The organism is Paracoccus sp. TRP, from assembly GCF_000185925.1.
GTDB classification, from domain to species: Bacteria; Pseudomonadota; Alphaproteobacteria; order Rhodobacterales; family Rhodobacteraceae; genus Paracoccus; species Paracoccus kondratievae.
In genome coordinates, this window is record NZ_AEPN01000052.1 from 1 (window position 1) to 20,049 (window position 20,049).

22 protein-coding genes and 1 pseudogene are annotated in these 20,049 nt (G+C 60.5%); 9 read left to right on the forward strand and 14 right to left on the reverse strand.

The features are described from left to right. Positions 1–84: 84 nt before the first annotated feature. The 8 genes from PARACOCCUSGL_RS0117395 to PARACOCCUSGL_RS0117430 all read right to left on the reverse strand — a co-directional run bounded on the left by PARACOCCUSGL_RS0117395 (position 85) and on the right by PARACOCCUSGL_RS0117430 (position 6,524). Positions 85–597 carry a hypothetical protein gene (locus PARACOCCUSGL_RS0117395; protein WP_010399427.1) on the reverse strand — a complete coding sequence of 171 codons (513 nt, stop codon included), beginning with the start codon at positions 595–597 and terminating at the stop codon, positions 85–87. An 87-nt stretch (positions 598–684) separates the two neighbouring features. Beyond that, positions 685–1,206, reverse strand: coding sequence for a hypothetical protein (locus tag PARACOCCUSGL_RS0117400; RefSeq protein ID WP_010399429.1), 522 nt, complete (start codon positions 1,204–1,206; stop codon positions 685–687). Between the two features lie 91 nt (positions 1,207–1,297). After that, positions 1,298–1,984: a DNA-processing protein DprA gene (locus PARACOCCUSGL_RS0117405; RefSeq protein WP_010399431.1), complete on the reverse strand. Its 687-nt coding sequence runs from the start codon at positions 1,982–1,984 to the stop codon at positions 1,298–1,300. A gap of 103 nt (positions 1,985–2,087) precedes the next feature. Continuing rightward, positions 2,088–2,387: a hypothetical protein gene (locus PARACOCCUSGL_RS21860; protein ID WP_138918379.1), complete on the reverse strand. Its 300-nt coding sequence runs from the start codon at positions 2,385–2,387 to the stop codon at positions 2,088–2,090. Then, a complete protein-coding gene (gene parA / locus PARACOCCUSGL_RS0117415) occupies positions 2,335–3,003 on the reverse strand; it encodes a ParA family partition ATPase (RefSeq protein ID WP_010399435.1) in 669 nt (222 codons plus the stop codon). Before parA ends, PARACOCCUSGL_RS21860 begins: the two co-directional genes overlap by 53 nt. 36 nt (positions 3,004–3,039) lie before the next feature. Next, positions 3,040–4,077 carry a replication initiator protein A gene (locus tag PARACOCCUSGL_RS0117420; RefSeq protein WP_040602295.1) on the reverse strand — a complete coding sequence of 346 codons (1,038 nt, stop codon included), beginning with the start codon at positions 4,075–4,077 and terminating at the stop codon, positions 3,040–3,042. A 318-nt stretch (positions 4,078–4,395) separates the two neighbouring features. Then, positions 4,396–6,240 (reverse strand): type IV secretory system conjugative DNA transfer family protein, encoded by a 1,845-nt coding sequence (locus tag PARACOCCUSGL_RS20845; protein ID WP_010399440.1) that lies wholly within the window; start codon positions 6,238–6,240, stop codon positions 4,396–4,398. Beyond that, positions 6,237–6,524, reverse strand: a complete 288-nt coding sequence (locus PARACOCCUSGL_RS0117430; protein WP_010399443.1) for a hypothetical protein — start codon at positions 6,522–6,524, stop codon at positions 6,237–6,239. Before PARACOCCUSGL_RS0117430 ends, PARACOCCUSGL_RS20845 begins: the two co-directional genes overlap by 4 nt. Positions 6,525–6,761: 237 nt before the next feature. On the opposite strand from PARACOCCUSGL_RS0117430, the gene mobQ reads away from it, so the two are divergent. The 3 genes and pseudogenes from mobQ (at position 6,762) to PARACOCCUSGL_RS20855 (ending at position 9,407) form a co-directional block, all read left to right on the forward strand. After that, positions 6,762–8,039, forward strand: coding sequence for a MobQ family relaxase (gene mobQ / locus PARACOCCUSGL_RS20850; RefSeq protein WP_010399446.1), 1,278 nt, complete (start codon positions 6,762–6,764; stop codon positions 8,037–8,039). Positions 8,040–8,059: 20 nt separating this feature from the next. Continuing rightward, complete coding sequence (locus tag PARACOCCUSGL_RS0117440; RefSeq protein WP_010399449.1) at positions 8,060–8,323, forward strand: hypothetical protein; 264 nt, start codon at positions 8,060–8,062, stop codon at positions 8,321–8,323. Positions 8,324–8,473: 150 nt separating this feature from the next. Further along, positions 8,474–9,407 (forward strand): annotated as a pseudogene (locus tag PARACOCCUSGL_RS20855) (IS5 family transposase). A 2-nt stretch (positions 9,408–9,409) separates the two neighbouring features. Here PARACOCCUSGL_RS20855 and PARACOCCUSGL_RS0117450 read toward each other — a convergent pair. Next, on the reverse strand, positions 9,410–10,333 hold the full coding sequence (locus PARACOCCUSGL_RS0117450) for a LysR family transcriptional regulator (protein ID WP_010399456.1): 924 nt from the start codon (positions 10,331–10,333) through the stop codon (positions 9,410–9,412). A gap of 102 nt (positions 10,334–10,435) precedes the next feature. Here PARACOCCUSGL_RS0117450 and PARACOCCUSGL_RS0117455 point away from each other — a divergent pair, with 102 nt between their 5' ends. From PARACOCCUSGL_RS0117455 to PARACOCCUSGL_RS21865, 6 genes are read left to right on the forward strand one after another with little or no spacing between them, the layout of a single operon-like run. Next, positions 10,436–11,554, forward strand: a complete 1,119-nt coding sequence (locus PARACOCCUSGL_RS0117455) for an ABC transporter ATP-binding protein (RefSeq protein WP_010399459.1) — start codon at positions 10,436–10,438, stop codon at positions 11,552–11,554. Beyond that, positions 11,551–12,444, forward strand: coding sequence for a carbohydrate ABC transporter permease (locus tag PARACOCCUSGL_RS0117460; protein WP_010399461.1), 894 nt, complete (start codon positions 11,551–11,553; stop codon positions 12,442–12,444). The genes PARACOCCUSGL_RS0117455 and PARACOCCUSGL_RS0117460 overlap by 4 nt, the downstream gene beginning before the upstream one ends. 3 nt (positions 12,445–12,447) lie before the next feature. Then, complete coding sequence (locus PARACOCCUSGL_RS0117465) at positions 12,448–13,407, forward strand: carbohydrate ABC transporter permease (protein ID WP_010399463.1); 960 nt, start codon at positions 12,448–12,450, stop codon at positions 13,405–13,407. 18 nt (positions 13,408–13,425) lie between these two features. Next, positions 13,426–14,670: an ABC transporter substrate-binding protein gene (locus PARACOCCUSGL_RS0117470; RefSeq protein WP_010399465.1), complete on the forward strand. Its 1,245-nt coding sequence runs from the start codon at positions 13,426–13,428 to the stop codon at positions 14,668–14,670. Positions 14,671–14,722: 52 nt separating this feature from the next. Continuing rightward, positions 14,723–15,571 carry a phosphodiesterase gene (locus PARACOCCUSGL_RS0117475; RefSeq protein ID WP_029372602.1) on the forward strand — a complete coding sequence of 283 codons (849 nt, stop codon included), beginning with the start codon at positions 14,723–14,725 and terminating at the stop codon, positions 15,569–15,571. Next, on the forward strand, positions 15,568–16,305 hold the full coding sequence (locus tag PARACOCCUSGL_RS21865) for an HAD-IIA family hydrolase (protein ID WP_010399470.1): 738 nt from the start codon (positions 15,568–15,570) through the stop codon (positions 16,303–16,305). The genes PARACOCCUSGL_RS0117475 and PARACOCCUSGL_RS21865 overlap by 4 nt, the downstream gene beginning before the upstream one ends. Before the next feature lie 257 nt (positions 16,306–16,562). Here PARACOCCUSGL_RS21865 and PARACOCCUSGL_RS21870 read toward each other — a convergent pair whose 3' ends face one another. The 5 genes from PARACOCCUSGL_RS21870 to PARACOCCUSGL_RS0117505 form a co-directional block, all read right to left on the reverse strand. Continuing rightward, positions 16,563–17,069 carry a hypothetical protein gene (locus PARACOCCUSGL_RS21870; protein WP_138918381.1) on the reverse strand — a complete coding sequence of 169 codons (507 nt, stop codon included), beginning with the start codon at positions 17,067–17,069 and terminating at the stop codon, positions 16,563–16,565. 3 nt (positions 17,070–17,072) lie between these two features. Beyond that, complete coding sequence (locus PARACOCCUSGL_RS0117490) at positions 17,073–17,996, reverse strand: nucleotidyl transferase AbiEii/AbiGii toxin family protein (RefSeq protein WP_010399475.1); 924 nt, start codon at positions 17,994–17,996, stop codon at positions 17,073–17,075. Next, positions 17,989–18,870, reverse strand: a complete 882-nt coding sequence (locus PARACOCCUSGL_RS0117495; RefSeq protein WP_010399477.1) for a hypothetical protein — start codon at positions 18,868–18,870, stop codon at positions 17,989–17,991. The genes PARACOCCUSGL_RS0117490 and PARACOCCUSGL_RS0117495 overlap by 8 nt, the downstream gene beginning before the upstream one ends. A 158-nt stretch (positions 18,871–19,028) precedes the next feature. Further along, positions 19,029–19,286 carry a WGR domain-containing protein gene (locus PARACOCCUSGL_RS0117500; protein ID WP_010399479.1) on the reverse strand — a complete coding sequence of 86 codons (258 nt, stop codon included), beginning with the start codon at positions 19,284–19,286 and terminating at the stop codon, positions 19,029–19,031. Between the two features lie 3 nt (positions 19,287–19,289). Beyond that, positions 19,290–19,919, reverse strand: a complete 630-nt coding sequence (locus PARACOCCUSGL_RS0117505) for a tyrosine-type recombinase/integrase (RefSeq protein WP_010399481.1) — start codon at positions 19,917–19,919, stop codon at positions 19,290–19,292. Positions 19,920–20,049 lie beyond the last annotated feature (130 nt).

The following is a 20,049-nucleotide window of genomic DNA, read 5'->3' on the forward strand; positions in this document are numbered from 1 at the left end:
ATCTCGGCAGAGGTCTCATGCGAGCTTTTAATAAAAAGCTCGCATGATATCTCAAGTCAGCGAGATCAATTGCAGGTGGCCACATCACGCGAAGGTGGCGCGGATAAGCGGCCCTTTCCTACACTTTTGCCGTTGGGCCAGCGCTCTCCTCCAACGTTTCTGGAGATTCTTCTCCTCGCGACCGTCCTTCGACAGTATCCAGAATGGCCGTACATACGGTTCAAATGGCTCGACAGCAACGAGCTCAAGCGGAGGACTGTCCGGATGCAGCGAGCACTGCCAAGGCGTGCCCTGAATCGAGTAGACTTCCAGCCATCCACTTTCGGGTAAGTCGGTTCCCTCTCCGCGATGCCGCGCTGGTAAGTGGCAGCTGAAGTGAAGGGCAACATCGGGAGACACGTCCAGATGATTCACATTGCGCCACCCTGCCAGCAAGAAGTGCGGATAAGCTTCCAAGGATAATGGAGAGAACCCAATGCTGCCGTGGATACACCCCTGTTCCAGGATGCAGATAGCCCTCTCCCAGCATGTCCAGTGGATGAGCCTGTGGCGCTGAACAGCTTCGATTTCGGCCATGCCGGTCATTGGAATGATCATCGCTTCTCCGCGCAGTATCTGATCATCAGCCTACCGCGTGACCTATTAGCGCGTTACCCACAAAACCACATTTGTGCGTTTGCGGGTTCATGGGTCGCGTCTCGTCTTTCCGGATTCGAAGCCCGTGATTATACCGGTGGCTGGATCGACGATCTTATTGATGTCGTCTTGGAGGCCTTGAGTGCGTACCATTGCGAAGATGCGGATTTCTGCGTCGGGACAGACCTGGCGCAGTAGCTCAGCACAAGCGTATGTCGTGCGTCCCAAGGTGAGCACATCGTCGACGATGGTGATTTTGTCCGGCACAAAAAAGGGGCGTTCCGCCTCGATGCTATCCAGGTGAATCGGTACAAGCGGCCTGTCATCCGCCCTTTGCGAGCTCGACGATTTTGGCACGGCCTTGATCCGCGTCAGGTAGGTTTGCACGTCCTGGCCAAATCCATGCTCGTGCAGAACATCACAGATGACCTTTGCGGGCCATAGAGCTCCGTCCGGCAGAGGCGCAGAACGCGGTGCAGGCACCAAAGTCACGTCCGGCCCTAGAAACGGCTTTAGATTATCGGCCTTGGCGTCACGCAAGTGAGGGACAGCCGAGGCGATGATATCCACCCTGCCCGCTTTGATGGCACCACAAGTTCCTCTCGATCGTTTCGAGAGGTCCGAGGTGCCGCGTGGCGAATAATTGGCGAACGTGCCGTACTCATAGCTCGAAGGCACGAACGCCCCCGGCTGTGTAGTTTGGGATGTCGAGCAGGATATCCGGCAGGTTTTCACGGCGCAGAACCTGCGCCCCATACTCGATGAGCTGCTTTGGCCAGGTCAGGTTCGGGTCGGTCGCAACATTCTCAAGGAGGTAGAGGTCGCGCCCGAGCCGAATGGCTTCCCAGCCCTGGTGGCGTGTCCCGCTCTTCTCGCTTGCCTCGATAACGATGGTCGCATCGCAGATGAGCGCCATCGTCCGATTGCGGCGCGGAAAGTTCTCACCCTTGCTCGGATAACCTTCGGGAAACTGTGAGATCGCAAGGTGGTTGCGCTTTATCTCTTCGAGGAGCTCCGCATTCTTCGCCGGATACGCCTTGGACAAGGGAGTGCCAAGCACGGCAATGGTGCGCCCGCCCTCTTCAATCGCGGTGCGGTGTGCCACCGTGTCGATGCCATCGGCCAACCCACTCACCACGATGATGCCTTGCTCTACGAGCGCCCGCGTCACGGCTTTTGCGCGTTTGATGCCGTCCGGCGTGGCCTTGCGGGAGCCAACGATTGCTACGCGGGAGCCTTCGGTCAGCAACGAGGTATCGCCCGCCGTATACAATACGTCAGGGGCGTTCTTCTCTTCAACTGGGCCAAGTGGCCCAAGGGCTTCTCTCGTTCTTAGCTCTGCGTGCATTTCCGTCCTAGCGATGCCTTTTGCGTCACCGCCCTCCCTTTAGTTTACATCACAAATTCGAGTTCGCGCAATTTTTTACACAAACCCACATTTGTGCTTTTGTTCATTTGCGGGTTATTCCCGCCTCGTCTTCCAGTTCTTTCGTTCGGGCCTCGATATAGGCTTGCAGCTCACCGACCATCTTCCGGTCGGTCGCACTACAAGCGGTCTTGAACCGCGTGTGCAGGCTGGCCGGTAGGTCGAGGCTCAGGCGCTTCGTAGGTTCATCCGTCGCCGTAACTTTTGCCACGGACATCGATGCCCGTGTCGTGTCATGCCCTGCCCCGCCCCGCTCGAACGCGAGGATTTGGTCATCCGTGGGCTGCTTTGGCTTCGGAGCCGCTGAAAACGTCTTCTTCGACATACCGCTCAATCTCTTTCGTTAGGTATTCAATCTCGCGGGCGGCATTGCTATCGCCTGCCCACTCAAAAATTGTTTGCCCCATGGTCATGCCTTCCGCGAAGGCGACCCGCTGCTCGATTTCGCTTCCCAAAATCGGCAAGCCCGCTTCTGCGGCCATGTTGCGGATATCCCGGCCAATCACGGTTTTCCCTATTTTGCGGGAAACCACAAACCCACATTTGAGGGTTGGCTTGAATTCTTGTGCTTCCTTCACTTGGCGCACCGTCAAATCGGACGCCCAGGTCGAAAGCCCCGAGGGCTCAATCGGAAGCGCCACGAAGTCCGAGGCCACGATACAGGACCGGGCAATCTCTTCGGCGTGGGGTGGCCCGTCGATGATTGTATGATCGTAATCTTGCGCCAGCTTAAGTGCATCCCGCGCCATGTTCGCGCGCGCCATGCTCACGACCTGGAAGGGCGCATCTTCGCGCAAGCTCGCCCATGTCGTGGCCGAGCCTTGTTTATCCGCGTCTATCAGCAGCACCCGATGCCCCTGACGTGCCAGGCAGCCCGCCACGTTCACCGATAGGGTGGTTTTGCCGACGCCGCCTTTTTGGTTCAGGAAAGATATTATCATGAATCAACCTCACCACATTCGTGGGAACACGTAAAGTCACAAACCCACATTTGTGTATGCACCACGATTTTTGCAGAATGCCAAGAAATGCTTGTCCGCGTCCTTCACATCGATGGCCTTGTCGTGGACCCAAGACCGCCATTCGCTTTCGAGCACATAGACATCCCAGCCAGGCGCGAGACGCCGTGCCTCGTCGTGCGTGTCGAGCTTTTTGAACCGCAGCGCCTGGAAGGGCAGGGCGACGACCGCCTCAGCTGCCTTGGGACGGAAGACGACATTGTCACCCTCGATGCTCATGAGGTAATCTGGCATGTGGTCATGCGCCGCATCATCCTCAATAATCTTGCCGAGCAGTCGTCGGAATTCTTTCGTGGTCGAACCCGAGCCACACTTGTCGCGCAAGAGCTCGATGCCGCATTTCCATTTTGGCTGTGAGCCGCAGTGCTTTCGCGCTAACTCATAGAGCCGCCGTTCAAGGGGCTTGCGAAGGAAGAAATATTCCTTGTTCAGCGTTAGAACATGGTTGTTCTCTATGGCGTCGAAAACCCAGTCTGACAGGGTAATCTCGACATCTTGCATCCGCCCGTCGCGCGTCTCTCTTACGATTTCCGCAGACTCGATGAGGCCGAAGACCCTGAAATACTCCTTGCCGCCCTGGCGGATATTCGTCTCGATCTGGGTCCCTTGCAGCCGCCGAAGCGCATCCTTGAGCAGCTTGTAGCCTTGACCAGACGCCTGCCGGTTCGTTGCCACGAGCAAATCATGCGCCTTGAACCGGAGCGTCCGGCCAACCGTTCGACCCTCGTTGAGCGCGGCCATGCACTGGCTGATGCAGTAAATCAGCACATCACGATCATGCACCGTGGCCAGCCCATACCGGGACGGCGACACTTCGATGAAGTTCTCGCCATTCTGATACCGCCGAGGCTTCATGTCCGGCTTGGTAGAGAGGGTGAAGACAGGATGCTCCATCGAGGCCATGTCGCCCTTGGGGACGGCATCCACGATGTCACACACGAACAGATCTTTTTGGGGGTGACGGTCAGGCAGCAACGGGGAGCGTGAATTCGTCATTTCACACACCACCGAGCACGTTCGAGATTCGTCATTGCACACACCATGGGTTATTATCGTCATTTCACACACCACACGTCAAGACTCGTCATTTCACACACCCGGACACCTGTGGATAACTTTTCCAGGCATTCGTCATTTCACACACCCAGATTCGTCATTTTACACACCAAACTTCGTCATTTCACACACCAGACTCCATGATTATTTTTTTAAATTCAATATGTTATGGGAAATTTTCCAAGGTGTAACTCTAGTATAACTCTATTTAACTCCCTCAAAGCGAGAAGCTTTCAGCAAAATTTCAACCGTTAACTTTCAATTCAACGGATTTTGATCAAACCTTCCGCGGTAGGTCTTGTTCTTGAAATAGACATTCTGCTTCGCCTTGAGCGGGTTGCGATTGCTCACCAACAGCAGCAGATCATCTGCCTTCATGCCCGTGATCTGTTCAGCGGTCATGAGCTTCTGACGCTGTTCCGAGTAGGAAAAATCCCGACCCTCGTTCGGGGCTTTGCCCTCTCGAATTTGCTGAGAATAGACTGTGCTTTCCCCGAGGTGGCGCGCAGCCCATTCAGCGGTTTCGATATCGTTGAGGTTGAAGACGCGCTTGGTGATGCAGGAGCCGAAGATCGAGCGGGCATCGTTTGGTCCATAGGCTTTTTCGACCTGGCCCGTATCTTGCGTGACGAACAGGGCTTCGACACCGGCCCCTGCGGCGACGTTGGCAATGTTCATGATTTGCTCCATGCGGCCCATCCGCACGAATTCATCGAGCACCAAGAGGATCGGGGCCTTGACCTTGCGCCGCCCATCCTGGCGCACCACCGTGCCAAGGACGAGGTTGATGAACAGGCGCATGAAGATCGCTTGCTTGTCCACTTGGTCGAGCGGCACCACGATGAAAAGATCGACCTGGTCATCGAGAAGATCATCCATGCGGAAGCTGGACCCAGCCAGGAAGTGGCGCATGTTGTCGGACTGCATCCACTCAAAAGCTTTCGAAACCGCTGTCTGAATCGACCCGCGTTCGCGGTCACCCGCGCGCAGGATCGTGGCGGCGGTCTGGGCGGGACGGTGGCCGACGATGTCCTTGTTGTCTGACCACGCTTCAAGTGTGCTGTCGAGATTTGCAGACAAAAGCAGATCGGCGACGGCGATCAGGTTGCGCCGGTTGGGTTCTTCCTGCGTCACGACCACTTCGATCGCGGCGGCCACCAGCTGGCGGGCCATTTCCGAAAAATGCGCGCCGTCGCCTTGTTCCGGTTTGACCAGGCCATCCGCAACCAGAGCCACGTCGCGCGCCAGTTCGTGGGGGCGGATGTAGTCGAGCGGGTTGAACTGATCCTTGCCGTCCTCGACGAGGCCGAAGGGGTTGAGGACGGCCACCTTGCGCCCGAGCTCTTCCCGGTGCCGCCGCGTGACCGCGAAATTCTCGCCCTTAATGTCCAGAACCACGACCGGCCCCTGGTGATCGAGGATCGCCGGGATCACGGCGCTGACGCCCTTGCCGCCCCGTGTGCCGGAGACGACGAGGTGATGCCCGCCGCGCCATCCCTTGGCATCGTTCTTGACGTAGCGCAGGAGTTTGCCCTTGTGCAGGGCGAGGGGCAGGCCGGTCTTGTTGCGCTTCAGCTGGGCAATGTCGCGCGGGTCCATCCATCCTGCTTGCCATGGGCCGGTGCGGGATTTGCGATTGCGGCCAATGCGCGGATTGAAGATCGCCGTGAGTGGGGTGCTGACAGCGACAGCCACTCCGAAGGCCCCAAGCGCGAAGGAGATCGCCATGGCCTGTTTCTGCGGATCAGAATACCGCGCCAGCCCCTTGAGTCCTTCCCAAATGGCACGGGGGAGGGGCCAGCCTGCGCCCGTCCATGCCTGGATAGTCGCCAGTATGTCGCTGAGCGGGCCTCTGAGGGGCGTCAGGGCTGTGAGGGCGGCAGCGCACAGGCAGAGCCATGCAAGGAGCTTCAGCGGTGTCCTGTGGCGCTCTGCGGCGGTTCCGAGGGTGTCGAGGATGGTGGCCACGGCGATGATCGGGAAGGCATAGGTGGTCACCGGGTAGATCGCGACCGCTTGCGGAGCGAGGATGAGGGCGGCAGCGGCCAGGATCACAGCACCCATCATGATCACCCAGTGGCGGGCTTCCAGAACAAAACTCATGACCGGTCCTCTTGCGCGTCAGGAAACAGAATCTGCCAGAGCCCCCGGTCGCGGTCCCGCTGGGTGAGGCGCTCTGGCAGGTCGCGCCGCACGATGCTCTGAAGAGCAGGTTCGGCGCTCAAACGGTCGAAGACCAAAGTGCCCAGAAGCCATTTGATGCGGTCTTCGTCTTTCTTCTCAGACAGACGCCGCCGGGCATCGAGCGCTGCGATCTGAGCGTCGAGCTGGGCTTTCTTCTCGGCCAGTTCTTTAATCCGGGCGTCGGTTGGGCGGCTTTGGGACATGGGGCAACCTCGGGTATAATGGCGGCGAATGTAGTGGCGGATTGATAGCTTGAAAAGAATTAAATGCGCGCTTATACATTGTCTTCGACAACGTGCGCGTCCTCATGGGGGTAAACCCCCGCGCCGGACGGCTTCCCCCCCAAGGCGGCGATGCCGCCTGAACGAGGGTTTCACCCTCGCGCTCCCGACCAGCGCAACCAGGCGCTGGACCCTGTTTTGAAGAGAGGCGTCCCAAGCGTGGCGATCTACCATCTCAGTGCAAAAGTGATCAGCCGGGCAGGGGGCCGTTCATCTGTCGCAGCCGCCGCCTACCGGACGGCTGGGCGGCTGCGGGATGAGCGGCAGGGGTTGGAGCATGACTACAGCCGCAAGGGCGGGGTCGTGCATTCAGAGATAATGGCCCCCGAGAACGCCCCCGACTGGATGTGCGATCGCGACCAGCTCTGGAATGCGGTCGAGGCGGTCGAGAAGCGGCGCGATGCCCAGCTTGCCCGCGAGATCGAAGTGGCTCTTCCCCGCGAGCTCGATCGCGGGGAGCGCCTGGAACTGTTGCGTGGTTTTGTTCAGCGCGAATTTGTCGATCGCGGCATGATCGCGGATGTGGCCATTCACGAGGGCAAGGCCCGTGATGGCCACGGTCAGCCCCATGCACATGTCATGCTCACCATGCGCGAGCTGACCGGCGAGGGGTTCGGGAAGAAGGACCGCAGCTGGAATGCGCCGGACCTGCTGATGGGCTGGCGCGAAGCCTGGGCGCGGGACGCAAACACGGTCCTTGAGCGGGCAGGGCGGTCGGAGCGGATCGACCACCGGTCCCTTGATGTTCAGCGCACTGAGGCCGAGCAACAGGTCGAGCGGGCGCGCGGGGGCGGGCAGGAAGAGCTGGCGCTTGAGCACGAGAAGAAGGTGGTCGAGCTCAGCCGGGAGCCCGAGCCGAAAATCGGCCCATCGGCCAATGCCCAGGAGAAACGCGGGATCGTCACGGAGCGCGGTGAGGCTTTCCGTGCGGCTCAGGCGCGCAATGCACAGCGCCAAGAGTTGGGCTGGCGTCAGTTGGAATTGCGGCTTGATCTGATGGAGCGGGGGCGCGCCTTGATTGCCACCGCGCGCGAGCGGCTGGATCAGCTTTGGGGCCGCGCCGAGGCCGCGATGTCACGGATCAAGGAGAGGGTTATGGGCGAGGTTGAGAGGCCGCAGGCTGGTGCCGAGCGGAGCGACATGGATGCGCGCCGGGCGGCAGTGTTGGGGCGCGACGTTGATCGACCCGAGGTGCAAGCGCCGGATGTCGGGCGGGAGCGCGCCCCTTCCGACGATCCTATTCGGGAGCGTCTGAACGCCATCCTTGGGCGTGGGCGTGATATCGGGCAGGAACGTGATGCCGCCGCCGTCGAGCGGGACATCGTCGCCCGTGATGGCGAGGGCCGTGACCAAGGGCGGCGGGATGACATTCTCGGGCGCGGGCGTGATACTGCGCCCGAGCGCGGGCAGGGCCGCGATCGCGACAGAGAACGTTAAAAACTGAAAGGAACCAAACAGTGTTTGAAGATCGCTACCACAAGGACCAGCCCGCCGTAAAATCAATGGCGCAGCGCATTGCGGACAATAGCCCACAAGTCTTCGCGACCACCGATGATTTCGTCGCTGCCTACGGACAAGAGGCAGCCGACATGGTTGCCAAAGGTGGCCTGCTGGCGGCCCTTTGGGACATCGGAATTGATGCTGTTCCCGCATCGTTCGAAGGGGAGGGGCGCGACCAGCCAAAGGGTTTGAAGACTAGCCTTGCTCGTAAGGACGGCTAAGCGTGTGGCGCTCATCAGAAGTTGATCGTGAACCGTTCGTTCTGCCAAGCGGACGGACCGCCTCAATCAAGTATACGTTCGTAGGGCGTTGTTGCAGAAGTCCGCCCGCGGAGGATTCACGGCGGGAATCCAGTCGGTTAGGCTGGGGGCATGAGCAAGCCTTCTCCCGCCCGCTACCGCACGACGAACTGGTCCAGCTACAACGACGCCCTGCGACGGCGCGGCTCGCTGCTGGTCTGGTTCGACCGGGAGATGGTCTGGCTGGCGCCACGTGATGGCCGACATGGTCGGCCGCCCGTGTTCTCGAACGCCGCGATCCAGTTCTGCCTGTCCATCAAGGTGCTGTTCAGGCTGCCGCTGCGGCAGGCTGCCGGCATGGTCGCCAGCCTGCTACAGATGGCCGGCCTGGACTGGCCGGTCCCGGACTATTCCACCCTGTGCCGGCGGCAGAAGTCCCTGACCGTCCAGATACCCTATCGTCGCGCCGAGGGTCCGCTGAACCTGCTGGTGGACAGCACCGGGATCAAATTCCTGGGCGACGGCGAATGGCAGGCCCGCAAGCATGGCGTTCAGGGGCGGCGCCAGTGGCGCAAGGTGCATCTCGCCATGGACACCGAAACATCCGACATCCGGGCGGTCGAGTTCACTCCCAGCCGCGACGGTGACAGCCCTATCCTGCCAGAGCTGCTGGACCAGATACCAGCGGAAGAGAAGATCGGCACCGTGACCGCCGACGGCGCCTATGACAGCCGCCGCTGCCACACGGCGATCGTTGAGCGGCAAGCAACCGCCATCATCCCGATCCGCAGGAACGGCCGCCCCTGGAAGGAGGACTGTCCCGCTGCCCGGGCGCGGAACGACACCCTGCGCGCGACCCGGCACTTCGGTCGGGCATTCTGGAAGCGCTGGACCGGGTATCACGCCCGAAGTCGGATCGAGGCGAAGATGACGCTGCCTCAAGGCGTTCGGGGAGCGCATCGCCGCAAGGGACCCGAACTGCCAGACTGCCGAGATCCACATCCGCATTGCTCTCATGAACCGCTTCTCCGCCCTCGGCACCGCCGAGATCGTTCGCGTCAGCTGAGTTCAGCGGGGAAAGGGGCAGCTCACGCCGCTAGCTGAGTTGCGCAACAACGCCGACTGCATGTCGCGAGCGAGGTTTAGGAATGCCTCGACTGGGCGAAGGCTCTGGTTAGATCGAAGGCAAAAGGCATATTCGGGAAAGAAATCGGTGATCTCGCGTATCTTTACGCGGCACACGCGATCGGCACGCGTCGAGGCGGCGTCGAACATAAAGCCAATGCCGATGCCTTGCGCGCAAGCTTCGTAAATCGCTTCGCGCGATTCCAGCCAGAGGAGGGGCTGCGGCCGGAGGCCCGATTTAGTTAGAACGCCGTTCAGGCGCTTCTGGGTCTGAGATTGCCCGCTGCGGAACAGAAGCGGGTGATCCATCAATTCGCTCAGGCTCACCTCCTGCCGGCGGGACAGGGGATGGCCCTCGGGGATCAGGGCCACCAGCGACTGCTCGAACAGCGCCTCGCGAAAGATGTCGTCCGCCTGCGGCGCTTCGGTCAGTATGCCAAGATCGCATTTCCTGTCCCTGACCGCATTCACGACATGCTGCCAGTTGCCGAAATGCATCTCCAGTCGGACACCGGGATAATGCGCGCGAAAGGCCGCGATCAGCGACATGGCTGGCCCCGGTGCGCCAGCTGCGATGACTAGCTCGCCAATGGTCAGCGTGCGGGCGGAGTGGAGAATCACCGCCGCTTCCTTTTCCGTGTCACGCATCTGACGGGTGTGGCGGTAAAGCCTTTCCCCGATCGCCGTCAGTTCCGCGCCCGTGCCTACCCGGTCGAACAGGCGCACGTCATGCGCCTCCTCCATTGCGCGAACCTGCGCGGTGATCGCGGGTTGCGACACCGCCAACGCCTTAGCCGCGCGGGAAAAGCTGCCTGTCGCGGCAACCTCGTTGAATGCGCGTATCTGGCTGGCGGTGGGGCGTTTCATGGCGGCTCCAAGCGATGTCGAAGCATAACCTAAATTTATATCATGTCATAAACGTTACAACTGCATCGCCTATGCCCGCCACGACAGCGAAAGGACTTCATCGTGGCGACGGTAACACTCAGGGGTATCCAGAAATCCTTCAAGGACGCCGAAATCCTGCGCGGCATCGATCTGGACATTGCCGAGGGCGAGTTCGTCTCGCTTGTCGGGCCATCGGGATGCGGCAAGTCCACGCTGCTGCGGATCATCGCCGGGCTGGAGGGTGCAACGGCGGGCGAGGTGCTGCTGGACGGCGTGTCCGTATCGGGCATGCGGGCGGCGGACCGCAACCTGTCGATGGTGTTCCAGTCCTATGCCCTCTACCCGCATCTGACCGTGGCCGAGAATATCGCCGTGCCGCTGCGGATGCGCCGTCTGAACCGCTGGCAGCGTCTGCCGCTGGTCGGGGGCTTCATGGGCGGTGCGGCGGCGCGGTCCATTGCCGCCGATGTGCAGCGCGCCGCCGAGATGCTGGAGATCGGCCCGCTGCTGGATCGCCGCCCGGGCGAGATGTCCGGCGGGCAGCGCCAGCGCGTGGCGCTGGCCCGTGCGCTGGTGCGCGATCCGGCGGCTTTCCTGCTGGACGAGCCGTTGTCGAACCTCGACGCCAAGCTGCGCGCCCACACCCGGACCGAGATCACCGAGCTTCATCGCAAGCTGGGCGCGACGTTCATCTACGTCACCCACGATCAGGTCGAGGCGATGACCATGTCCGACCGCATCGCCGTGATGATGGGGGGCGAGATCCTGCAATGCGACACGCCCGCCCAACTCTATGCCGATCCCTGTGATCTGCGGGTGGCGGAGTTTGTGGGCTCGCCGCGTATCAACGTCATTCCCGCCGAGGCGGATAAGGATGGCCGCATCTCCATCCCCGGCTGCCCCTTGCCAATGCGCCATACGGGCCGCGCCACCTTGCGGTTGGCTCTGCGCCCCGAGGCGCTGTTTCTGACCGAAAGCAGTGCCAAGCTGCGCGGCAAGGTCGCGCATGTGGAGAATATGGGCCATGAATTCGTGGTCCAGATCGCGGTGCCCGAGCTTCCCGACTGCCTTGTGCTGCGAACGTCCGCCCAAGCTGTCGTCGGGGATGCGGTGGGCATCGGTTTCGATCCCGGCCGCGCGCTGATTTTCGACGCGATGGGCGGACGCTGCCGGAACGTGACCGCGCAGGTTTTCGCATGACCCAAGGGCGTATCGCTTTCCTATTGGGTGCGCCCGCGCTGGCGCTGATGCTGGTGATCCTGATCCTGCCGATCCTTGCGGCGGTGGTTCTCAGCTTCACCGACTATTCGCTGGGCGCGGCAGGGCTGACATGGGTGGGGCTGGAAAATTACGCCCGCATCTTCGGGAGTTCCACCTATGAGAAGATGCTGGTCGCCACGGCGACATACGTTGCGGCGGTGGTGCCAGCATCGATCGGTCTGGGCCTTGGCGCCGCGCTGCTAATCCAGTCCTTGTCACGCGGGGCGGCGTTCTACAAGTCGGTCTATTTCCTGCCGGTCATGGCAACGCTTCTGGCAATGACGATCGTGTGGCAGATGATGCTGCACCCGACCATCGGCGTGGTGAACCGCAGCCTCCTGGCGGTCTGCGGCGTGCTGCCCGAAGGGGTCTGCCCCGATCAGATGCCGCTTTGGCTGGGCGACCGAAACTATGCGATCTGGGTCACCTGTTTCATCGGCGTCTGGCAGGGCTTCGGGTTCAACATGGTGCTGTATCTGGCGGGCCTGTCCGGCGTCTCGCGCGAGCTTTACGGCGCGGCGGAGATGGACGGCGCAAGATCGGGGTGGGAGCGGTTCCGGCTGGTCACATGGCCTGCGCTGCGCCCCACCACGACCTTTGTGCTGATCACCACCTTCATCCGCGCCTTCCAGACCTTCGACACGGTAGAGGTGCTGTTTTCGCCCGGCGGGGGGCCGTCAAAGTCGGTCTATCTGATGATGTTCGCCATCTATGAAAAGGGGATCGTGCAGAACCTTGTCGGCATCGGCGCGGCGATCACCGTGTTGTTCCTGATCTCTGTCATGGCGCTGACGCTGCTGCAACGCCGCCTCACGGAACGGAGGGCCTGATTCATGACCCAAATCCTGAAACATCTGGTGCTGCTGATCGGCGGCTTTGTGGTGCTGGCACCCTTTGCCGTCATGCTCAGCTATTCGCTGAAATCCCCGTCCGAAATCGAGACCGGCACCGGCGGGCTGTTCGGCGCGCAGGCCCCGATGCTGGACACGATGTGCATGGCCCGCAGCCAGCCCGACCGCGCCGCGATGGATGCTGCCCGCGCCGCCAGTCCCGGCCAAACCGATGACGCGATCATGGCGCAGTTGGAGCAGGGCCGCGAGGCTGCATGCACCACCCGCCCCGCCGTTTTCAACTACACCAAGGCCTTCACCGAGGCGCCCTTGCTGAGATACCTGCTGAACGGGCTGATCGTGACCGTGTCGATCTTTGTGATACAGGTCATCGTGGCACTGCCCGCCGCCTATGCGCTGACAAAATTGCGGTTCTGGGGCCGGGATGCGGCATTTGCACTGGTGCTGTTCTGCCTGCTGATCCCGGTGAACGCGGTGGCGCTGCCGCTCTATCTGGGGCTGGCGAAGCTGGGGCTGACCAACAGCTATGCCGCGCTGGTGATCCCGTGGACCATTTCGGCCTTCGGCATCTTCCTCATGCGCCAGTTCTTCCAAAGCGTGCCCGACGATCTGGTCGATGCCGCGCGGATGGATGGAATGGGCGAATTCGCCATCGTCTGGCGCGTGATGCTGCCAACCGCGATCCCCGCGCTGATCGCCTTTGCCATCTTTTCCATCACTGCGCATTGGAACGATTATTTCTGGCCGCGCATCGTCATCACGGGCGATCGTGATCTGTTCACCCCGCCGCTGGGCCTGCGCGAGTTTCAGGCCGGCGCCGACGGCAGCCTTTATGGCCCGATGATGGCCACCGCGACCATCATCGTCATCCCCCTCATCGCCGCGTTCCTTTTGGCGCAGCGCCGCTTCATCGAAGGCATCGCGCTTTCGGGAATGAAATGACCCCCCACGGAGACTAAAATGAAACGCCTTTTCCTTCTTGCCGGGCTGATGCTCTCGGCCACCACGGTCCATGCGCAGGACAAGGTGACAATCGAATTCGTCTACCCTTACTCCGCGATCTTCGACGTCACCTATGAGGCGATCCTGCCCCGCTTCCAAGAGGCGCATCCGAACATCGAGGTGAAGTTCCGCGCCTCCTATGAGGAATACGAGGATGCGTCGAACACCATCCTACGCGAGGCCGTGTCGGGCAACCTGCCGGACGTGACGATGCAGGGTCTGAACCGCCAGCAGATCCTAGTAGAAAATGACATCGCCCAGCCGCTGGACCCGTTCATCGCCAAGGAGGCCGATTTCGAGGTCGAAGGCTATCACCCTGCGATGCTGCAACTTTCGACCTTCGACGATCAGGTGTATGGCCTGCCCTTCTCGGTCTCGCTTCCCGTCGGGTTCTACAACACTGCGATGATGCAGGATGCCGGGATCGACGGCTTTCCCGCTACATGGGACGAAGTGATCGCCGCTTGCGGAACATTGCGCGAGGCGGGCTACGAGAATCCGATCTTTTGGGATTGGCAGATCACCGGCAACTGGCTGTTCCAGGCGCTGATGTGGTCGCAGGACAAGCCCATCGTCGAAGGCAACGCAATGACGCTGGACAGCCCCGAGGCACTGGTTGCCTTGCAGACGATCCAGAAGATCGTAAACGAATGCGGCATGAAGAACCTGTCGGTCGAGGAAGCGATCACCTCCTTCACCTCCGGAGAGATTCCGATGCTCTTCTCCTCGACCTCCTATGTCGGGCGTATCTCGCGTGGGAACGCGGATCTGGCATTCACGACGGCATCCTTCCCCGGCATCGACGGCGCCCCTCTGGGCCTGCCCGCGGGCGGGAATGCGGCGATGATGACCTCGACCTCGGACGATCCGGCGGTGCGGGCGGCGGCATGGGAATGGATCAAGTTTCTGACCTCGGGCGAAGGGGCAGCCGATGTGGCGCGCACCACGGGCTACATGCCGCCCAACCGCGCCGCGAACGAGCTGATCCTTGCCGATTTCTATGACCGCTACCCCGAGAAGGCATCGGCGGTGGAGCAGCTGCCGCTGATGCGCGAATGGCAAGCCTATCCGGGCGCGAACGGCCTTGCGATCACGCAGGTCATCTATGACGGGCTGGAGCGCCTGGTGACGGGCGAGCAGCCCGACATGGAAGAACTGCAGCAGGAACTGGTGGATGAGGTTGCGGAGCTTCTGCCGCACTGATCCCGAACCCGCGGGTCGCGCGCCTGCGTGACCGGCATCCCGGAGAGACATGATGAAATTCATCCACCTGACCGACACCCACGTGATCGGCGGCGGTCGCCGCCTGTTCGGGGCCGACCCGTCCCGCCGCCTCGCGCTTGCGGTCGAGAGCATAAACCGCGATCACGCCGATGCCGACTTCACCGTCGTTACGGGTGATCTGACCCATTGGGGCGACGCCGACGCCTACGCCGCCTTTACCCGCGCCATCGCAGGGCTGAAGACGCCGCTCGTGCTGATGGTCGGCAACCATGACGACACACCGTCCTTTGCCGCCGTCTTTCCGGCCATACCGCGCGACGAAAACGGCTTCGTCCAGTCCGCGCGGCAGACCGAGGCCGGGCTGTGCCTGTTTCTCGATACCCGGGTGGACGGCACCCATGCAGGCGGCTATTGCCCTGCGCGGCTGGACTGGCTGCAACGGCAGCTTGCGGGCAGCGAGGGTCCGGTCCTTCTGTTCATGCACCACCCTCCCTTCGACGTGGGCATCCGCGCGATGGACGACATCCGCATGCAGGACGCCGAGGCGTTCCACGCCGTCATCGCACCGCACACCCACCGCATCCGGCACCTGTTCTTCGGCCACGTCCACCGGGCGATCTTCGGCAACTGGCGCGGGCTTTCATTCTCGTGCATGCGCGGGCTGAACCATCAGGTTGCATTGGACCTGTCCAGCGACGTGATACAGGGCGATCTGGCCCAGCCTGCCTATGGCGTTGTGCTGGCCGATGCCGACCGCGTCGTGGTCCATATGCACGAATTCGCTTCGCGCGCGCCGACATTTCCGCTGATGGCCCCCGAGGGCGACCTGTCCGAGGATTACTCCACGGCAATGCGGCACGAAGGATTCATCGACCTGTGACGAATGCCGATGATCACCGTGCTCTGGTCGCAGGTGCGCGGCGCATCCTGTGCGACATCGACGGCTGCCTGATCCGAGGGGGGCAGACGATCGACGGGGCCGCCGCGTTCGTTGATGCGGTGCGCGACAGGTTGGCGCTTGTCTCCAACAACTCGACCGATACGGCAACGGGCCTGTCGGACCGCTTGGCCCGGATCGGCATCGAGGTGCCGGCGACGCAGATTTTCCTGGCCGGAGAACAAACCCTGCTTCATGTGCAAACGGCTTATCCCGACGCCCGCATCCGGCTGATCGCCACGGATGCGATGCGCGACCGGGCCGAGACGCTGGGTCTGCACCTTACGTCGGAGCGGCCGGATCTGATCGTGCTGTGCCGTGCACCCGACACGACGCTGGCGGAACTGGAATCCGTGCTAGTCCAGATCACACAAGGTGTTCCGATAGTCGCAGCCAACCCCGATCTGACGCATCCCGGCGCTGCGGGTCCGGCCATCGAAACGGGCGCAGTCGCTGGGCTGCTCCGGGCCTGCCGCCCCGGCCTCGCGATCCCCTTCATCGGTAAGCCAGCCGCGCCGCTTTTCCTTCGCGGTCTGCGGAATGCGTCGCCCGACGAGGCGATCATGGTCGGCGATAATCCTGAAACTGACATCAACGGCGCCGAGCAATTAGGAATCCCCACGCTTCTAATCCATCCCGACAAGAGTATGGGTCCGACGATCAGAAGCCTGATCTAGCGAGATTGCCGATACCTCGAGTTGCCAGCCCCTTGGGGCCGAGAATCAAAGTCGCGAACGATCATGACCAAACGAAGTCGATATCTTGCAGCCCTTGGCGCCCATCTCGCAGTCGATTCTTGAGACATCAGAGATGCTGCCTCGATCGCTGCCATTTTCGCGATCTCGGCGGCGTTCTTCTCTGCGTTTTGGCCAGAATGATTACCGTGGCGCGGGGCAGATCGCTACGAAACCGCATAAGGGTGCGAAGTCGGGTATCACTGGGAATGTCCGGATTGTCCCAATAGTGTCGATCTATCCTTGTCCCGTGAGCGTCCGCTTTGGTGATCTGGCATAAGTACAACCTTCAACCAACTGAAGGACAAGTTTATGAAAACGAAAACTTCTCGCGCGAACCGATCTCGCCCAAATCCGATCAACCACGTTGCCCACTTCGCCGAACGCATCGAATCTGAAGGGTACGGCAAGGGATCAATTGCGAAATACAGGTCGAATGCACAAGCTCTCAGAGACGCATTGGTATCTGCAAAAGTCACCCCAGCTGACTTAACTGATGAGCTTATGGACCAGCTTGCGTGTGCAATCGTCGATGCCGCGTCGGCTAAAGACAAGAGCCATTGCTTATACAGGGCGGTTTCCTTCAGGCGTTCAATCCGCCCCGAGCTGATCAGCTCGGCCCAGGCTTCCAGCGCAGCCAAATGGTCGGACGGGATCGGATCGGCTTTGATGTGGCGCTTCAGGGTCTTACGGTTGAACAAATTCATGAATTAAAGGGCTTTCTTGATACTGCCCCATGGCAGCGAAACATAGAGATCGCGCATGAGAGCAAAGCGCTCTTCAAAGGGCGGAAGGTCACCAATTTCGAGGGCGAGCGTTTCCCAATCGGCCTGGGCGCGTTGCTTGATTTCCGGGTCATCCATGGACTCTGGCTTGGCCTCGATCCCACGGCTGCGGCATTTCTCGATCAATGTGGTCAGGATGGCTGTTTTGTCAGCGCCGCTGAAATCATGCTCGCCAATCAGAAATGCGATGTCATAGACATCCTGTCGCCGGTTGCGCTTGCGTACGGGTTGCTGAAGCAACGCACGGAATTTTTCAGCGACAAGCTCATGAATGGTGAACGCACGCACCGCCACACCGGCCCCGTGCAGGTTCAGCTCCTGGAAGGCATAGACCTGATCACGGAAACTGATCTCGACATCAAGAACCCGGCTTGCCTTGCCGTCCGCCAGCCGGGCCTCTTCACCTGTGCCACGCTTGGCAGAGCCAATGCGGACCCGGAGCGCGGGGAATTCGTGATCCTCAAAATTCTCTGCGCGCGGCATTTTCTTCACCGATTGCACCCGGCAAAGAAGATCGGGATAGCCGAGCTTGATCGCGGTTCTGGGCAAAAGTTCATTCAGTTCGGTGGTGAGCTTTTCCGTCAGGTCGGCGGGTTCTGCCATTGAGGTGAAGTCCACATCCCCGGTGACCCGATTGCTTTTGAAAGCGAGGGCCATGACCGCCCCGCCCTTTAAAACGAGTGTTTTCGATAGTGAGGGGGCTAGGCCGATTGCCCCCAGGACAATCTCCGTAACCTGGCGATCTCGATAGAGCGTTGGGTTTGCACGTGCGGCTTCGACCCATGCGCGAACATCGACATCGACGATGTCGAATTTGCTATCTTGAGCGTGGGGGTCGTTGTCAGACATTTATTGAAATCATCCAGCGTTCTGAGAATTCAGGGGCATAGTCGGCGTCAGGGTCGAGTTTGCGCGATCCGCCCCGTTGAGCAAACTGCTCCCAGTTGTGCAGCGCCGGATCATCTATGTCCATGACTTCAGACAGAATATAGCCTGCGCGGACTTTGGCGATCTTGCTGTCGAGGAGATTAATTGCGGCAATAATCTCGGGCACCCACTGATCCGCCTCATTTTCCCAGACATCGAGAACATGGCGCATGCCCCCACAAAGCTGTGGTTCAGCAAGCATGTCAGCAAAGGTTTGGCCAATCGAAGTGATCCGCGTTTCCTCACCACTCACGGAGGCCGGTGTCCAAGGGTGGCTTGACACATGCACCACGATTGGTCGGCGACGGATCGTATCCTTGAAGCCGGGCCTGTTCAGAACGGGCGCTTCGATCTGGTCCAGATCGGGCAGGTCTTTATGAAGAAGTTCATCTCGGAGCGAATTCCAAAGGGGTCTTTTGGGGGTTGTCAGGTGCAGCGCCTGTGGGCTGCGATCAGTAAGGCCATAGCGCTGCATGGCAGATAGATGCGAGACGTAGGCGAAGGGATCAGCGATGCAGGCGACCTCTTCCGCCGAACCAGCTCTCGTTGATTGCGTGACACGCCAAACTCCCGATCGGAAGTCAGAGTCCATGACAAGCGCCTTCCGGGCCTCAAGGCGACGTAGCGCATTTTTGGCGCGTGTCTGGTCCCAGTCGTGCGGGAGGCGCTTCAACGGCTCGCCGTTCAGCACTTTCTTGTGAAACAGATGGTAGCCTAGAACGAAGAAATCGTAGAAGGTTATGACCGGCAAGTCCTTGTCGGTTATAGCTTTTTCAATACCTTCGGTAAAATTCATCTGCCGTCCTTACCCCTATGTCCTAAGGACATAGGGGTAAGGACGGCGTTATGTCAAGAGCGGCCATCATCGTATGCCACTTAGCATATTAGGCACGAATGCGATATGTGTATGTCCTAAGGACATACACATATCGCATTCAGATGTAAATAGCGGCTTCAAATTTCCCCAAACATTGCCAGTTGCTGAGGCTCCACCCAATAGCCGCGCTGACGCTTGGACGCTTCCAGTGTGATCAGAGCCGCGACCGCCTGGCTTTCATCCGCGAACCAATCCATCCGAACCTGACCGCCCTGGCCTATCCGTCCCCATTCCCGATAGAGCGTCCATTCGCCAAACAGGTTGGGCATGACGGCCATCCGGTAGAACCGGGCGACATTCTTCGCAGGCAGGTGTTTTTCGAGATAGGTCTGCATGGGTCAGAGATGATACTTGCGCGCGATTTCCAAGGCTTCGGCCTGTTCGGTGCCGATGTATTCCTTGGTGCTTTCGATGCTGGCATGGCCGAGCAACAACTGAGCTGCGCGCAGGTTGCCGGTTTGCTGATAGATATGGGTCGGGAAGGTGCGGCGCAGCGAATGCAGGCCATAGAGGCTGGGATCGAGGCGGGCCTTTTCCAGCCAGGACTTGAAGAGCCGCCAGAGCTGACTTTCACTGAGATGGGACTGGGACCACCGTGCTCCCTGCCCCGTGAACAGCCAGCCGTGCAACGGCTTTTCTGAAGCTGCGAGATAGGCGCGCAGACTGTCGCGCGTGCCCGAGGACAGCCGCGCCTGGACCGGGCGTGCATTGCGGGCTTCGGTCTTCTTCTGCCGGATTTCCACGATCTCGCGCACGCCTGCCGGTGTGGCTACGTCTGAGACCCGCAGGCGCACCAGGTCAGAACCCCGGAAGCTGGTGTCGAGGGCCACGTTGAACAGCGCCAGATCGCGCAAGGCGCGCTCTTGGCGCAGGATCAGCCGGATCAGTGCCACCTGGTCAGGCGTGAGGGGTGGCTTCTTGCCCACAACACGGCCCTTGTTCCAGGTGGTCTCGGAGGTGGCTGACATGGACAAATCCTTGCAGGCTTTTAATGCAATATGACCATAAACCTCGCATGTGGAAAGCCGTTGATCTCTGGATGTGCCGGTTTTCCCTTATTTTGTTGGGAATCTCGGCAGAGGTCTCATGCGAGCTTTT

Coding starts and splice junctions, on each gene's coding strand:
- PARACOCCUSGL_RS0117420 (WP_040602295.1), bottom strand. CDS start 4,077: ATGACGAATTCACGCTCCCCGTTGCTGCCTGACCGTCACCCCCAAAAA.
- PARACOCCUSGL_RS0117505 (WP_010399481.1), bottom strand. CDS start 19,919: ATGTCAGCCACCTCCGAGACCACCTGGAACAAGGGCCGTGTTGTGGGC.
- PARACOCCUSGL_RS20845 (WP_010399440.1), bottom strand. CDS start 6,240: ATGAGTTTTGTTCTGGAAGCCCGCCACTGGGTGATCATGATGGGTGCT.
- PARACOCCUSGL_RS0117450 (WP_010399456.1), bottom strand. CDS start 10,333: ATGAAACGCCCCACCGCCAGCCAGATACGCGCATTCAACGAGGTTGCC.
- PARACOCCUSGL_RS0117460 (WP_010399461.1), top strand. CDS start 11,551: ATGACCCAAGGGCGTATCGCTTTCCTATTGGGTGCGCCCGCGCTGGCG.
- PARACOCCUSGL_RS0117490 (WP_010399475.1), bottom strand. CDS start 17,996: ATGTCTGACAACGACCCCCACGCTCAAGATAGCAAATTCGACATCGTC.
- PARACOCCUSGL_RS0117500 (WP_010399479.1), bottom strand. CDS start 19,286: ATGCAGACCTATCTCGAAAAACACCTGCCTGCGAAGAATGTCGCCCGG.
- PARACOCCUSGL_RS0117475 (WP_029372602.1), top strand. CDS start 14,723: ATGAAATTCATCCACCTGACCGACACCCACGTGATCGGCGGCGGTCGC.
- PARACOCCUSGL_RS0117430 (WP_010399443.1), bottom strand. CDS start 6,524: ATGTCCCAAAGCCGCCCAACCGACGCCCGGATTAAAGAACTGGCCGAG.
- PARACOCCUSGL_RS0117495 (WP_010399477.1), bottom strand. CDS start 18,870: ATGAATTTTACCGAAGGTATTGAAAAAGCTATAACCGACAAGGACTTG.
- parA (WP_010399435.1), bottom strand. CDS start 3,003: ATGATAATATCTTTCCTGAACCAAAAAGGCGGCGTCGGCAAAACCACC.
- PARACOCCUSGL_RS0117470 (WP_010399465.1), top strand. CDS start 13,426: ATGAAACGCCTTTTCCTTCTTGCCGGGCTGATGCTCTCGGCCACCACG.
- PARACOCCUSGL_RS21870 (WP_138918381.1), bottom strand. CDS start 17,069: ATGAATTTGTTCAACCGTAAGACCCTGAAGCGCCACATCAAAGCCGAT.
- PARACOCCUSGL_RS0117405 (WP_010399431.1), bottom strand. CDS start 1,984: ATGCACGCAGAGCTAAGAACGAGAGAAGCCCTTGGGCCACTTGGCCCA.
- PARACOCCUSGL_RS21860 (WP_138918379.1), bottom strand. CDS start 2,387: ATGTCGAAGAAGACGTTTTCAGCGGCTCCGAAGCCAAAGCAGCCCACG.
- PARACOCCUSGL_RS0117465 (WP_010399463.1), top strand. CDS start 12,448: ATGACCCAAATCCTGAAACATCTGGTGCTGCTGATCGGCGGCTTTGTG.
- PARACOCCUSGL_RS0117395 (WP_010399427.1), bottom strand. CDS start 597: ATGATCATTCCAATGACCGGCATGGCCGAAATCGAAGCTGTTCAGCGC.